At 59.0% G+C, this 14,085-nt stretch carries 14 protein-coding genes and 1 tRNA gene; 4 read left to right on the plus strand and 11 right to left on the minus strand.

Annotation, left to right across the window (positions count from 1 at the left end; all coding sequences use genetic code 11):
- Window positions 1-157 precede the first annotated feature (157 nt).
- Together AC07OO_RS00575 and AC07OO_RS00580 are read left to right on the plus strand one after the other, a co-directional pair.
- Window positions 158-1,894 carry an ATP-dependent nuclease gene (locus AC07OO_RS00575; protein ID WP_495080115.1) on the plus strand — a complete coding sequence of 579 codons (1,737 nt, stop codon included), beginning with the start codon at window positions 158-160 and terminating at the stop codon, window positions 1,892-1,894.
- A complete protein-coding gene (locus tag AC07OO_RS00580; protein ID WP_495080116.1) occupies window positions 1,881-3,305 on the plus strand; it encodes a UvrD-helicase domain-containing protein in 1,425 nt (474 codons plus the stop codon). Before AC07OO_RS00575 ends, AC07OO_RS00580 begins: the two co-directional genes overlap by 14 nt.
- Before the next feature lie 11 nt (window positions 3,306-3,316).
- On the opposite strand, the gene AC07OO_RS00585 is transcribed toward AC07OO_RS00580, so the two are convergent.
- From AC07OO_RS00585 to AC07OO_RS00600, 4 genes are all read right to left on the minus strand, one after another.
- Window positions 3,317-3,736: a hypothetical protein gene (locus AC07OO_RS00585; RefSeq protein ID WP_495080117.1), complete on the minus strand. Its 420-nt coding sequence runs from the start codon at window positions 3,734-3,736 to the stop codon at window positions 3,317-3,319.
- Window positions 3,736-4,071, minus strand: coding sequence for a hypothetical protein (locus AC07OO_RS00590; RefSeq protein ID WP_495080118.1), 336 nt, complete (start codon window positions 4,069-4,071; stop codon window positions 3,736-3,738). Before AC07OO_RS00590 ends, AC07OO_RS00585 begins: the two co-directional genes overlap by 1 nt.
- A gap of 194 nt (window positions 4,072-4,265) precedes the next feature.
- Window positions 4,266-5,240, minus strand: coding sequence for an alpha/beta hydrolase (locus tag AC07OO_RS00595; protein ID WP_495080119.1), 975 nt, complete (start codon window positions 5,238-5,240; stop codon window positions 4,266-4,268).
- A gap of 74 nt (window positions 5,241-5,314) precedes the next feature.
- Window positions 5,315-5,809, minus strand: a complete 495-nt coding sequence (locus AC07OO_RS00600) for a hypothetical protein (RefSeq protein ID WP_495080120.1) — start codon at window positions 5,807-5,809, stop codon at window positions 5,315-5,317.
- Between the two features lie 102 nt (window positions 5,810-5,911).
- Between AC07OO_RS00600 and AC07OO_RS00605 the strand changes: the two genes are divergently transcribed.
- Window positions 5,912-6,211, plus strand: coding sequence for a helix-turn-helix domain-containing protein (locus AC07OO_RS00605; protein ID WP_495080121.1), 300 nt, complete (start codon window positions 5,912-5,914; stop codon window positions 6,209-6,211).
- A 28-nt stretch (window positions 6,212-6,239) separates the two neighbouring features.
- On the opposite strand, the gene AC07OO_RS00610 is transcribed toward AC07OO_RS00605, so the two are convergent.
- The 7 genes from AC07OO_RS00610 to cysS all read right to left on the minus strand — a co-directional run bounded on the left by AC07OO_RS00610 (window position 6,240) and on the right by cysS (window position 12,709).
- Window positions 6,240-6,755, minus strand: coding sequence for a hypothetical protein (locus AC07OO_RS00610; RefSeq protein ID WP_495080122.1), 516 nt, complete (start codon window positions 6,753-6,755; stop codon window positions 6,240-6,242).
- Between the two features lie 438 nt (window positions 6,756-7,193).
- A tRNA-Ser gene (locus AC07OO_RS00615) sits at window positions 7,194-7,286 on the minus strand.
- Between the two features lie 39 nt (window positions 7,287-7,325).
- Window positions 7,326-8,594: an aspartate kinase gene (locus AC07OO_RS00620; RefSeq protein ID WP_495080123.1), complete on the minus strand. Its 1,269-nt coding sequence runs from the start codon at window positions 8,592-8,594 to the stop codon at window positions 7,326-7,328.
- A gap of 29 nt (window positions 8,595-8,623) precedes the next feature.
- Window positions 8,624-9,586, minus strand: a complete 963-nt coding sequence (gene tilS, locus AC07OO_RS00625; protein WP_495080124.1) for a tRNA lysidine(34) synthetase TilS — start codon at window positions 9,584-9,586, stop codon at window positions 8,624-8,626.
- Window positions 9,587-9,625: 39 nt separating this feature from the next.
- The gene (locus AC07OO_RS00630; RefSeq protein WP_495080125.1) at window positions 9,626-10,603 is read right to left on the minus strand and encodes an acetyl-CoA carboxylase carboxyltransferase subunit alpha; all 978 of its coding nucleotides are present in this window, start codon (window positions 10,601-10,603) and stop codon (window positions 9,626-9,628) included.
- 58 nt (window positions 10,604-10,661) lie between these two features.
- Entirely contained in the window at window positions 10,662-11,312 is a 651-nt protein-coding gene (locus AC07OO_RS00635) for a DNA-3-methyladenine glycosylase family protein (RefSeq protein WP_495080126.1), read from the minus strand.
- Entirely contained in the window at window positions 11,312-12,709 is a 1,398-nt protein-coding gene (cysS, locus tag AC07OO_RS00640) for a cysteine--tRNA ligase (protein ID WP_495080127.1), read from the minus strand. The genes AC07OO_RS00635 and cysS overlap by 1 nt, the downstream gene beginning before the upstream one ends.
- A gap of 194 nt (window positions 12,710-12,903) precedes the next feature.
- On the opposite strand from cysS, the gene AC07OO_RS00645 reads away from it, so the two are divergent.
- Window positions 12,904-14,079, plus strand: a complete 1,176-nt coding sequence (locus tag AC07OO_RS00645; RefSeq protein ID WP_495080128.1) for a L,D-transpeptidase Cds6 family protein — start codon at window positions 12,904-12,906, stop codon at window positions 14,077-14,079.
- The last annotated feature ends 6 nt before the right edge of the window (window positions 14,080-14,085 follow it).

The following is a 14,085-nucleotide window of genomic DNA, read 5'->3' on the forward strand; positions in this document are numbered from 1 at the left end:
CTGTTTCAGGCTGCATGCGGCCGCTCAGTGTATAAACTCTCGGCGACCCGCTTACATGAGAGAGAGTTGACTATTGGGGCTGCTTGGCAAGTACCCGTGCGACCCTAAGCCGGCTTCCCGTCACGTTGGAATATTTGCCAGACCAACGAAAGGAAACATGACACGCATCCGTTACCTGGAAATTCGGAATTTCCGATCTATACAGAACCTGGATTGGGTACCTTCCAACGGCATGAACTGCCTAGTTGGCCCGGGTGACAGCGGCAAGTCGACCATACTCGACGCTATTGACCTATGCCTTGGAGCGCGGCGGAGCGCGCCTTTCAGCGATACGGACTTCTTTGGCCTGGACGTGACTCGGACCATTGTGATTGCAGTCACGCTCGGCGCGCTGCCAGATGCGTTGAAGAGTATCGACATCTACGGAGAGTTTCTTCGCGGATTTGACTCTGATATTGGGCTGATAGAAGACGAACCGCGGGCAGGTATTGAAACGGTTTTTACCCTGAGGCTGGAGGTCAAAGGGGATCTTGAACCGAGTTGGACACTCTTCTCGGATCGTGCCGCCCAACAGCAGCTGGAGCGGTCTTTGGCATGGAAGGACCGTAGCCTGCTGGCACCTGCCCGGATCGGCACCTACGCCAATACAAACCTCTCCTGGGCGAGGAATTCGGTGTTGAATCGACTCACAGAAGAGCGCGCTGATCTTGGCTCTGAGCTCGCCAGTGCGGCACGGGCGGCTAGGACTGCTTTCGGCGTGCAGGCCGGACCTCACCTTGCCCAGACCCTGCAGGTGGTGACAAAGACAGCTGCCGACCTGGGCGTAGCCGTCGGGGCGGGCGCCCAAGCACTGCTTGACGCTCATTCGGTGTCCATTGGCGATGGCGCTATTGCGCTGCACAGCGAGACCGGCATTCCTCTTCGGTCGCTGGGTACTGGTTCTGGGCGACTCCTTGTTGCGGGACTGCAAAGGGCTGCTGCTGCGGCGGCTACTATCGCCCTGGTGGATGAAGTCGAGTATGGGCTAGAGCCGCACCGACTCATGCGACTGCTCGACTCACTTGGTGCAAAGGACCCCTCCGAGCCGCTGCAGGTGTTTATGACAACCCATTCCCCGGTGACGCTCAGGGAGCTTGCTGGGGACCAGCTTTTCGTCTTGCGACGGAGTGCAGGGTCCCACATGGCCTTGTGCCCAGGCACAGACGACGGCATCCAAGCTACGTTGCGCAAGGCAGCGGAGGCTTTCCTGTCCAAATCAGTCATCGTCTGCGAAGGCGCGAGCGAGGTTGGGTTCGCCCGCGGTATGGACCAATGGTGGGTCCAGCATGGCGTGCCGTCATTCTTGGCTCACGGAGGCTCCTACGTGGACTCCGGCGGGGGTAGCCCAGACCAATGCTATACGCGGGGGGAGGCATTCCTCAAGCTGGGTTACCGCGTCCTAGTTTTTGTCGATGCTGACAAGCCTGTTACGACAGCCGGGCTGGTTGAGCGATTCTTGGCAGCTGGCGGCCAGTACATGATGTGGCGGCCCGGCCTGGCACTTGAGGATGAACTATTCCGCCATTCAAGCGATGACGCGGTGTTCGAGCTCCTGAAGAAAGCGGACAAGATGGTCGGACGAGAACTCATGGCCGAACACATCAAATCGAAGTCAAGTGGCCAAGTCACCTTGGAGGCCATTGAGGCCGAGCGGCTGAATGGCGGGTATACACCTGCGAGTCGAGCATTACTTGGACTTGCAGCCCGCAACAAACAGAATGGCTGGTTCAAATCAGTGAGTGGTTTCCAAGAAGTGACCAGAGACGTTGTTGGGCCTCACCTTGCAAACGCTGAACCTGGCTTCGTCCAAATTGTGAATGGTCAGCTCTGGGGATGGACGCGTGCCGCAGCCTGAAATCGACATCTTCCAAGCACGCCTCGGTTCAGTTACTGCTCCCGCCGGATGCGGCAAGACCCAGCTTATCGCGGATGCACTGAGTCAGCACACCAATACCAAGCCAATCTTGGTACTGACGCATACCAACGCTGGGGTCACAGCACTGCGCGCCAGGCTCCAGCGTGCTAGCGTCCCGAGTTGGGCGTATAAGGTGTCGACCATTGATGGTTTCGCGATGCGTCTTGCGGCCAAGTTCCCGCTCCGTTCGGGTCTCAACGCGGGGGTTCTTGCTTTGGCCAACCCGAACGCTGACTACCCAGCCATTCGACGTGCAGTGCAAGGCCTACTGCACGCAGGTCATATCAGTGACCCAATAGGCTCGACCTATTCGCGCCTGCTGGTGGACGAATATCAGGACTGCAACACCATGCAGCACGCTATTGTTTGCTCCTTGTCCCAGACACTGCCCACATGCGTCCTGGGTGACCCGATGCAAGCGATTTTCGGCTTTCGCGACCCATTGGTTCATTGGGAGGGCCAGGCTCAAGGTGCTTTTCCGCCCATCGGTGAGCTGCTGACCCCTTGGCGATGGCGCCTCGCAGGTATGGACGCATTGGGCGCCTGGCTGCTTCAGGCCCGTGCGCTTCTGCAAGCTGGCAAACCTGTGGACCTTCGAGGTGCTCCAGAAGGTGTTCAGTGGGTTCAATTGACCCGGGGCTTGGAAGTGCAGCAGCGACTGGTAGCCGCTCGGACGGAAGCCCCAAGTCGTGATGGCCGCGTACTGGTGATCGGCGACTCGATGAATGTCAACGGCCGCAATCAACTCACGATGCAGACGCCAGGTGCAACTTCCGTTGAGCCAGTCGATATGAAAGACCTAGTGGGATTCGCCCGGGCGTTCGACTTGGCGAGTCCCAATGCATTGCAACTGCTCGCCGAGTTCGCTGCGTCGATGATGACGGGTGTAGGGGTAGCGAATTTGCTTACGCGGGTCGATTCCTTTCGTGGGGGCCGGGCCCACAAACCCGCGTCTCCGGCAGAAGCTTCAGCGTTGGCGTTTTTGACAGCACCCAGCTATCCGGCCGTAATTGATCTACTTCAATCCCTTTCGGACCAAGCCGGAGCCCGCGTATACCGCCCCGAGGTTCTGCATTGCTGCATATCGGCTCTCAGGGCAGCAGGAGGCGACGGTGGGCTCATCGGCGCGGCGATGCAGGCACGTGAACGAAACCGGCATCTGAGTCGCCCGCTGGGCCGACGTGCGGTCGGCAGCACGCTGCTGCTGAAAGGGTTGGAAGCCGAAGTTGTGGTCATTCTTGAGCCAGAGCGCATGACGGCACAACACCTCTACGTGGCTCTCACGCGCGGCTCAAGGCGAGTAGTGGTTTGCTCATCGACGCCTTTGCTAACCGCCGCCGCAGGCCGCTAACGAGTGCTCGTTCAACAATCCAGCCCCGCTCCCACGCTGTTGCGCGCCTGCCGGCACTGCGCCGCCAAAGCCATCAGAAGCGCATTGAGCATGCCAAGCTCTGATAGCAGCCATCCAAGGGCTTCGACCGCATCTGAACTAACTGTTCCGTCCTCAATCGGCACTGCCGAATGTGCCATCAGTGCTCCAATGGCGGACAGGCCGAGATTCAGCGCCCCCGCTCCAGCTTCCGCATGCTCAGCCAGTTCAAGCAGTAGGCTCGGGGAACTGTGCAACAGGTCCAACTGGCCTGTGGCAGTTACGGCAATCAGCGGCAGATGGATCAATACCTGCTCAAGGGGATGGCCCACGTCATGAGCGGCCTCGCTGGTTTTCCTTGTAGCGAATGCGTACTGCGGTACTTTTCTTCCCATAGTGTTCATGCCGGACATCAGTGTTCCTCCGGGAACAGAATGCAGGAACTTGGCCGCTTCCCATCGTCCCCCACGGCTTCTGTCACGACCAACAGCCACTTTCCTTCCGTCCAGTACATGCTGAGAATTCGCCCACCGGACTGGACCGCCGCATCATTCTCGGCGCCGTCTGCTCCTTCAATGTATCCCCAGTCGCCATGCTGGTGACGGGACAACAGAGCCGCTGGATAAATCGCATGCTGCGCCAAGTGGTCAAGCACCGCTTTGCTAGCCACCACTTTTCCAAGTTGGAACAAGGGCCTGGTATTGGGAATGGGGTCTGGGGCGGGCACGTCTACTGTATCTTCAGGCATGGTTGCTCCTTGTGTTGAGAGTGGCTGGGTTAGAAAGAAGAAAAGCACGCTGACAGCATCCGGTGATGCCATAGCGTGCTTTTTGGGCGATGCCCGACCGTTGCTTACTGGACGGGCACGGAGAGGGAACGGTTAGCGGGCGGTGCTGACTGTACGGCTTGGGTTAGAGCTCATACCTACTTGGCCACCGGTTGTCATTGCCGCAGCTTGCGCTGAATGTCCGGCAATACAGATTCATAGTTGAAGCCGTTCTGCCCCGGCTTGATTTGCTGGGGAACACGCTGGTTCAGCCAGGCAACCAGGCTGGCGCGTTCAGCGTCCTGAACCAGCGGGTCGTGCGTCTTTCCGGGAACGATGACAACGGTAAGGTTCTGCGGCTGCGCGGTGAACTTGCGCTCGAAGGTCACATCCCGCACCGTTGATCCAGGCGGAACAACCCAAGGGTCATTCTCTTCCAGAGACTGCCAAAGTGGCAGTTGCGTGTTCCAGCGCCAAGTGTGCTCATAGTTGGGCTGGAGGCCCTGTTTGACGCAAATGCCGCCCACGACCTGCGGATCGGTGATGTGCATCGCATAGGTGGAACGGCATCCTTCGCTATGACCGGCAACCAGGATCGGCAGCTTGGTTTGTGGCTTGAGCCAAGCAATCAGGCCGGCTATGTCCTGGCCACGGGCAGCCAGCCGCGCCTGGTTGATGGCCTGATATGTCCCTTCGTTTGCACGCTGGCCCGCCATGCGCAATGCCTCTGCTTCATTCCCACCCGGGCAACCCGTCTTGTTGTCTTCGCGGCTCGGAAAGTCGGAGGTGATGACAGCAAAGCCCTGGCGGTACAGAAAGCTGGCTACCGTCGTTTCCCATCCCCATTGCCCTCCGCAACCGTGGTTGTAGATGATCACACCACGCAGGCTGGTCGGTGGCAGGGTCTTGAGCAGGACTTCGAACTTCTCGGGGAAGACTGCGCCAAACAGCGGCGTGAAGAAGACACTACGCCGCAGGACATTGGTTGCCTTGTCTGCACCGTAGGCTGGGGCATCTTTCCATTGCGTGGCTCCATCGGCGGTGGCCACGGTAGGGATGGCCTGTGCCTGGGCGGTGAATGCTGACAGGGCGGTGAATGCTGACAGGGCGATGGATGCTGCACCTAGCAGCAATTTTAGGATTGTTGTCATGTGTGTCTCTTGGTGCGAGTGGTTGCAGTGCGACAAGCTTTCTTGTTAGAGCTGAGTGTGCTCGTGGGGCCTTGCTACTGCGTGGTCGGCAGGCCACGGGCCTTGCGTTCTTCATAGAAGCTGAAGCTTGTAGAAGCAGAGTTCACCAATACGGCGTAAGCCTCTACGTCGATGCGGATTTCACCTTTGGGGCTTTCAAGCACCTGAATCCGATAGGGGGATCGAACACCCCTCTCGCCGTCTATGGGTGTACTTAGAACAAAGTCCGCAACACAAACTTGCCTGTTGCTCTTTGAGTCGAAGCCCTCTGTGGCAACGTTGCGCAAATCGAGTTTGACCTGCTTCAGGTACTCGTCGAGTGTAGCAAGCACTTCTTTGACCTTCTCAGGATCTGACTGCCAGATAGCTGTGCGCTCAAAGTTGCTGACAACCAGACCCTGCACGTCTTTGGGGAACAAGGCACTGATACGCTGAGCGATCTCCGGGCCGGAGCATGCGGGAGGCCTCTCACCGCACGCCGTCAGGAGCACCGCCATCGCACATGAAGTTGCCAATAGATGTTTTCTCACTTTGTCTCCTATAAACGATATAAGTTTGGTTGCTAGTTAGTTTGCCACATATCACACTCATATCGTGTGGTGCATATGAGTGTCTTTTTTGACACTTGATGGATGCCCCGCGTTACTGTTCCGAAGCTCCCCCTTGATCCCGTCTTGCAGAAGGAACAGGACAAATTGCTGGTCGAATTCGGGAAGGTACTGCGCAAATTCCGAAACGATCAAGAATTGAGTTTGGAAAGCACGGCAGACGCAGCCGGTGTGCACCCAAACTACTTGGGAGAAGTGGAGCGTGGACAGCGCAACATTTCTCTCTACAACATCTGGCGGCTTGCTGGTGCGCTGGACCTGCCGCCTTCTGCACTGCTTGAGGGGTTGCCCAAGCGCAAAACCAAACCTGCGGTGCTTCGTTGAGCAAGTTGCCCCACAGATCGAGCTACCTTTATTTCACCTTGCCGCTGTTACCGCCCTTGGGCGTGATCTCTATGTAGTGGGTTGGTGAAAAGCGCCTGTAGTCGGTTACGACCTGCTTTTCAGGTTCGGCTGCCCCATCCAGGCAATAGCTGAACGATGGGTACTTGTCGGGTAACCCCTTTACGTGGTGGAACACTATGGTTCTGCCCCATTCCAGGTCGCTTGGGTCTGCGTCAACCCAGAGCAAGGCTACGGTTGGCAGCGCGTCGAACGACGTGAACTCCTTCCAATGCGTTCCCACAAGGCTTCCGAGTTGCATCAGGAGCTTTGCAATGTGGTCCTCTGTTACGAAATACTGCCCGGCCTTGGGTAGGCCAATCTTGTACGCGGCAGCCCAGACTTCATCCAGGCTCTTGCCGGTCAGGGTTCCAACTGCTGCAAGTGCGCAATCGTGCCTGCTGGCTTGACTGACGACCTTGAATGGGGAGACAAAGCCCTCGGGTAGTTTGTCAGTTGTTGTGGGCTGAGATTTATTGGTTGCCATGGTGAAGTTCCTATCAGAGGTTGTGGAAGAAACGAGCACGCGCAGCAAAGCCACACCGGGACCCGGTGGGAATCCAAGAAAAGAAAGCTGAGGGGGTTGGATATGCAAAACGCGAGGTCAGAACCTCAGTTTGCTTCTAGCTGTGCAGTCGTGTGCTGGTCAAACCCAGTATTCGGCGAGCGAAAACTGCGATTCGGCAACTAAAGTTTAACCGCCTGCCCCGACTAGGGGGCGACAAAATAACTTTATCAGGCGTTGCGAGTTTTTCGCGTTCAACCTGCCCCACGAAAATGGGCAAAAAAAAGCCGCAAATTTTGCGGCTTGTGAGTCAGACTGTGAGTATCGCCAAATTTGACATCGTGAAAAATGACCTGTAAGCTAAAAAGCTTTATAAATCAATCACTTTTTTCAAATCGACTACCCGGCCAAACAGTAGGTTGGCGGAAACGGAGGGATTCGAACCCTCGATGAGGCTCTACACCCCATACTCCCTTAGCAGGGGAGCACCTTCGGCCACTCGGTCACGTTTCCTGAACAGCGCGCATTATCGCACGACTTTGCGCAGTTTTTTTAGTTGGAGGGCTGGTCCAGATCAAAAGCTTTGTGCAAAGCGCGCACGGCCAGCTCCATGTACTTCTCGTCGATGACGACGGAGGTCTTGATCTCGGACGTAGAGATCATCTGGATGTTGATGCCTTCTTCGCTCAGCACGCGGAACATGCGGCTGGCCACACCCACGTGGCTGCGCATACCGATGCCGACGATGGAGACCTTGCAAATCTTGGTGTCGCCCACCACTTCTTCGGCGCCCAGCTTGGGCAACACTTGGGTCTTCAACAGGTCCACCGTCTTGGTGAATTCGCCACGGTTGACGGTGAAGCTGAAGTCGGTCTTGCCGTCCTTGCTCAAGTTCTGGATGATCACATCGACTTCGATGTTGGCATCGGCCACGGCACCCAGGATCTGGTAGGCGATACCAGGCTTGTCGGGCACGCCCAGCACGGAGATCTTGGCCTCATCGCGGTTGAATGCAATGCCCGAAACAATGGCTTGTTCCATTTTCTCGTCTTCCTCAAAAGTAATCAGGGTGCCGGACTTGGCTTCCTCGTTGATGTCGATGTCCCAGTTGGTGAAGCTGGAGAGCACGCGCAGCGGCACCTTGTATTTGCCGGCAAATTCCACCGAGCGGATTTGCAGCACCTTGGAGCCCATGGATGCCATTTCCAGCATCTCTTCAAAGCTCACGGTGTGCAGGCGGCGCGCTTCGGGCACGACGCGGGGGTCAGTGGTGTAGACGCCATCCACATCGGTGTAGATCATGCATTCGGCCGCCTTCATGGCTGCTGCCACAGCGACCGCCGAGGTGTCCGAACCGCCACGTCCCAGCGTGGTGATATGGCCTTGTTCGTCCATGCCCTGAAACCCAGTGACGATGACGACCTTGCCATTGTCCAAGTCGGCGCGCACGCGGGCGTCGTCGATGGACTCGATGCGGGCCTTGGTGTAGGCGCTGTTGGTGCGAATGGGGACTTGCCAGCCGGCGTAGCTGACGGATTCCATGCCTTCGGCTTGCAAGGCAATGGCCAGCAATGCGCTGGAGGCCTGTTCGCCGGTGGCGGCCAGCATGTCCAGTTCACGGCCATAGGCCTCGCTCTGCTTGGACGGGGCCAGTTCCTTGGCCAGACCCAAGAGGCGGTTGGTCTCGCCGCTCATGGCCGAGGGTACGACCACCATCTGATGACCCGCGCGTGCCCATTTGGCGACGCGTTTGGCAACATTGCGGATGCGTTCCGTTGAACCCATCGACGTGCCGCCGTATTTGTGAACAATCAGTGCCATGAAAAAATGCGTAATTTTTGAAGCAAAACCTAGGGATTGTACCAAGTCAGAACATCGCTGCTGCGCTGCACAAAGCCGGTCCCTACTTTGATGTAGATACGGTGCCCGCGCGTAGTGCAATCCGCCACTTGGTCCAGCAGTTCCGACAGCTGCGCGGCGCTGGGTATGGCCTGCTGGCTTTGCTTGAGCCAATAGCGCAAGGCATTGGCCTGGCGCGGCCGGCTCAGGGTCTGCAAGGCCTTGATACGCGGCAGGCCGTCGGTGCTGCGGGCCACCGCCTGCAAATCTTGCGCAGCCACCTCATCCAGCACCTGCTGCCCCTGCGCGGCGTGGCTGGCGCTGCGGGCGAAGGTGTCCAGGAATTGCGGGAACGCCGCACGCAAGGTGGGCATCAGCCGCGCGCGGATGCGGTTACGCGTGAAATGCTCGTCTTGGTTGGTGGGGTCCTCGACAAAGGGGATGCCGCGCTGCGCCAGCCAGGTGCGGATATCGGCACCGGCGACGCCCAGCAAGGGCCGGTGGTAGTCCAGGCCATGGCGCTGCCAATGTGCCGGCATGGCGCTCAAGCCCGCCAACCCCGCGCCACGGCTCAGGGCCAGCAGCAGCGTCTCCACCTGGTCATCGGCATGCTGAGCGATTGCTATTGATTTAATAGTGGAAGTACCATATTCCACGAGGGTTAGCGTCGAGAAAGCCATATAGCGTGCTTGGCGGGCAGCATCTTCGGGGCTTTGGCCGGCCTGCTTACCGGCGTCCACCTTTTGCACCAGCAAAGGCACATTCAGTTGCGTGCACAGCGTGCGACAGTGGTCCTCAAACAGGGATGCTGCTGCTTGCAGACCGTGGTTGATGTGCATGGCACTCACCTGCCCCGGCCACTTCTCGGCGCAAGCCACCAGCAGGGCAACAGAATCGGCGCCGCCACTCAATGCCACGGCCAATGGCAAAGCGGGCTTGAAGCCCGCCATAGCTTGGTCAACGGATTGCGTCACAGCCGCCAGCCAACGCGCACGGTGCGCGCGTGGAAGGGCTTAGCGCCCAGCAGTCTTGGTGTCGGTAAAGCGCCCATAGCTTTGCAGGCGCTCGTAGCGGCGGTCCAGCAGTTCCTTGACCTTCAGGTCGCTGATCTGGCGGTAGGCATCGGCCAAGGCGCGCTTCAGGAAGGCGGCGGCCTGCTTCATGTCGCGGTGGGCGCCGCCAACGGGTTCGTTGACGATCTTGTCGATGACGCCGACAGCCTTCAGGCGGTGGGCGGTGATGCCCATGGCCTCCGCCGCGTCGGAGGCCTTGTCAGACGTCTTCCACAGGATGGAGGCACAACCTTCGGGGCTGATGACCGAATAGATGGAGTACTGCAGCATGATGACCTGATCGGCCACCGAAATGGCCAACGCACCGCCTGAGCCACCTTCGCCGATGATGGTCGTGATGATGGGCACTTCGAGCTGGGCCATCTCAAAAATATTGCGGCCAATGGCCTCCGACTGGCCACGCTCCTCGGCATCAATGCCGGGGTAGGCACCGGGAGTGTCCACAAAGGTAAACACCGGCAGCTTGAATTTCTCAGCCAGTTTCATCAAGCGCAGCGCTTTGCGGTAACCCTCGGGTCGGCTCATGCCGAAATTGCGCAGGCCACGCTCCTTGGTGTCGCGGCCCTTCTGGTGGCCCAGCACCATGCAGGGCGTGCCGTTGAAGCGGGCCAGGCCGCCAACGATGCTGAGGTCATCGGCAAAGTGGCGGTCGCCGTGCAGCTCGACAAAATGGGTGAACAACTCGTTGATGTAGTCCAGCGTGTAGGGGCGCTCGGCGTGGCGGGCGATCTTGGTGATCTGCCACGGCGTCAGATCGCTGTAGATGTCTTTGGTGAGCTGTTGGCTCTTCTTGCTGAGTTGCTCGATCTCGGCGGAAATGTCCACCGCAGACTCGTTCTGCACGTAGCGCAACTCTTCAATCTTGGATTCGAGTTCAGAGATCGGCTGTTCGAAATCCAAAAAAGTCTTTTTGGCCATGGTCTTTTCCTATTCAGTTTGGAGACAGCACACCGGGTTGGGTCCGTCTCGCAAGGTATCAGTAGTCCAATTGCACCGGGTCCAACGAGCGCCAAATATACCAAGTCGCTACGGTGCAATACGGAGCCCATGCGGCAGCCACTTCGCGCGCGTCGCTACGGCTCACCACATCGCCAGAGAAATAATTATGGCTGATGCCGGTGATCAGCCCCACATCGTCCAGTGGCAGCACATTAGGCCGCATCAGGTGAAAAATCAAGAACATTTCGGCCGTCCAGCGGCCAATACCCCGGATCGCCACCAGTTCGGCGACGATTTCGTCGTCGCTCATGGACTCCCAAGACTTGACGTGCAGGACACCATTGTCAAAGTGCAAGGCCAGGTCCACCAGGTATTCAACCTTGCGGGCGCTCAGGCCCGCAGCGCGCATATCGTCCACCTTGAGCTTCAGCACATTGGCTGGTGTCAGCTTGCGCGGCAGCAGCTCGAAGCGTTCCCACACCGTTTGCGCGGCCTTGACGGATATCTGCTGCCCAACGATGCTGCGCGCCAGCGTCACAAACGCATCGCCCCGGGTCTCCAGGCGCACGTCGCCAAACTGCGGAATCAGGCGCTTCATGACCCGGTCCTTCTTGACCAGGTGCTTGCAGGCTTCTTCCCAAAAATACGGCGTCTGTCGCTCGGCCGGCGGCTTCTTGACCGTCGCCATCACTGCACCGCTTCCCAGCTCGTTCCGGTAGGTGAGTCTTTCAGCACAATGCCCTGGGCCAGCAGGTCCTTGCGGATGCTGTCAGCCAGCGCGAAATCTTTGGCTGCCTTGGCAGCCGCGCGTTCCTGGATCTTGGTTTGGATAGCCGCCTCGTCCAGGCCTGCACCGGCCTGCAAAAAAGCTTTCGGATTGCCTTGCAGCAAACCTAGAGTCCCACCCAAGGCCTTGAGCAAACCAGACAGTTCCGCAGACTGGGTGCGATTCACTTCACCCGCCAAGTCAAACAGCACGGCCACAGCCTCGGGCGTGCCAAAGTCTTCGTCCATCGCCGCCTTGAAGCGGGCTGCGTAGCCTTGGGTCCAATCGATGCCGTTGGCCAGTTCGGCCGGCGCAACCAGGTCCAGGGCTGTGTAGAAGCGCTTGAGCGCATTGCGGGCGTCGTTCAGATGCGCATCGCTGTAGCCCAGATCCGAGCGGTAGTGGCCACGCACCAGGAAGAAGCGCACGGTCTCCGCGTCGTATTTGCTCAGCACGTCGCGAATCGTGAAGAAGTTGCCCAGGCTCTTGGACATTTTCTCGTTGTCCAGCTGCACCATGCCGTTGTGCATCCAGATCTGGGACATGGAGCGACCGGTCACGCCTTCGGTCTGGGCGAGTTCGTTCTCATGGTGGGGGAACTGCAGGTCAGCACCACCACCGTGGATATCGAAGGTCTCCCCGAGGGTCTGGCAACTCATCGCCGAGCACTCGATATGCCAGCCCGGGCGGCCCACGCCATAGGCATGGCCACTGGCGGCGCTGTCCCATTTGGCATCAGCAGGCTCTTCGGGCTTGGCGGCTTTCCACAGCACAAAGTCCAACGGGTCGTTCTTGCCGTCGTCGACAGCCACCCGCTCACCGGCGCGCAGGCTTTCCAGCGACTTGCCGGACAACTTGCCGTAGCCATCAAACTTGCGCACCGCGTAATTCACATCGCCAGAACTCGCCTTATAGGCCAGACCCTTATCTTCCAATTTGCGGATCATGTCCAGCATCTGCGGCACGTACTCGGTGGCGCGGGGCTCTACCGTGGGCGGCTCAACGCCCAGGCGGCCGATGTCTTCGTGCATGACGGCAATCATCTCGTCGGTCAGGGCGCGGATGGGGATGTTGCGCTCCAGCGCCCGGCGGATGATCTTGTCGTCGATGTCGGTGATGTTGCGAACATAGGTGACACGGTAGCCACTGGCCTTGAGCCAGCGCTGCACCACGTCAAAGGCCATGGCCATGCGGGCGTGGCCGATGTGGCACAGGTCATAAATCGTCATGCCACAAACGTACATGCGCACATGACCGGCTTCAAGGGGGGTAAAAGGCTCTAGCCCACGCGACAGCGTGTTATATATGCGCAAACTCATGGGTATTTCTCTGCCATTGCCCAGGGACAAAAGGTCTGGGAAACGGCTCTGCTCGTTCAGATCTGGTAAGGGTAAATCTCGGTCTCTCGCCTGGGGACGGGTCCACCCCCTCAGCTACAATTCAACGCAGTATAAAGCCCCTTCGACGCCCGTTCTGCGAGGGCTCTTCCAACGTCCCAGAATCTGAAAGCCGTATGACGCAATCCCGTTCGACTGTACTTGGCCCCCTGCGACTGATCGCTCTGGCTGCGGCCATGGTGTTTTCGGTGGCCCATGCCGATGAATATGCAGACGTTGCCCAATTGGTGCGAAGCGGCAAGCTGCCCGAGGCCTTGAGCAAGGCCGACCAGTATCTGGCCGGCAAGCCGCGCGACCCACAAATGCGCTTCCTCAAAGGCGTGATCCAGCGCGACGCCGGCAAGACCACGGACGCGATTGCGACCTTCACCCGCCTGACCGAAGACTTCCCGGAGTTGCCAGAACCGTACAACAATCTGGCCGTGCTCTATGCTGGTCAAAGCCAGTTTGACAAGGCCCGCACGGCCTTGGAGATGGCGATCCGCACCAACCCCAGCTATGCGACCGCGCATGAAAACCTCGGCGACGTCTACGCCAAGTTGGCCAGCCAAGCCTACAACAAAGCCTTGCAGTTGGATGCTTCCAACGCCGGCGTGCCGCCCAAGCTGGCCCTGATCCGCGAACTGTTCAGCCCGACGGGCGCCAAGAACCAGCGCCCCGGTGCGGCTCCTGCGGCCGTGCAACCCGTACCTACACCGCCGACGCCAGCACCAGCAGCCGCTGTGACCAAGCCGGCACCCGGATTGCCCGGCCCAGCCATCACCACGGCACCTGCCGTGAAGGCACCACCCACGGTAACCGCAGCAGCGCCGGTTGCCACGCAGACACCGGCAGCCGCAAGCACCACACCACCCGCGCCAACACCGTCGAGCACCACATCGGCGGCTACCGCGGCTTCTACGCCCGCCGCCACACCCGCACCGAGCAACACGTCGGCCAGCAGCGGCAATAGCTCCCGCGATGCCGAGAATGCGGTCATCGCCTGGGCCAAAGCCTGGGCCGCACGCGACGTCAAATCCTATCTGGCTGCATATGGCAAGGACTTCACACCGCCGGGCTCCTTGAGTCGCAACGCGTGGGAAGAAGAGCGCCGCCAGCGCATCACCAGCAAGTCCAAGATCACCGTGAAACTGGAGAACCTGACCGTGACCGCCTCGTCGGCCAATACCGCAGTGGCCAAGTTTCGCCAAGACTACAAAGCCAACGGCCTCGCAGTCTCCAGCCGCAAGACCCTGGACCTGGTCAAAATCGGTGACCGCTGGCAGATTGTCAAAGAATCCACCGGTACATGATGCCGC

The sequence above is a fragment of the Rhodoferax sp. GW821-FHT07G04 genome (assembly GCF_059418585.1).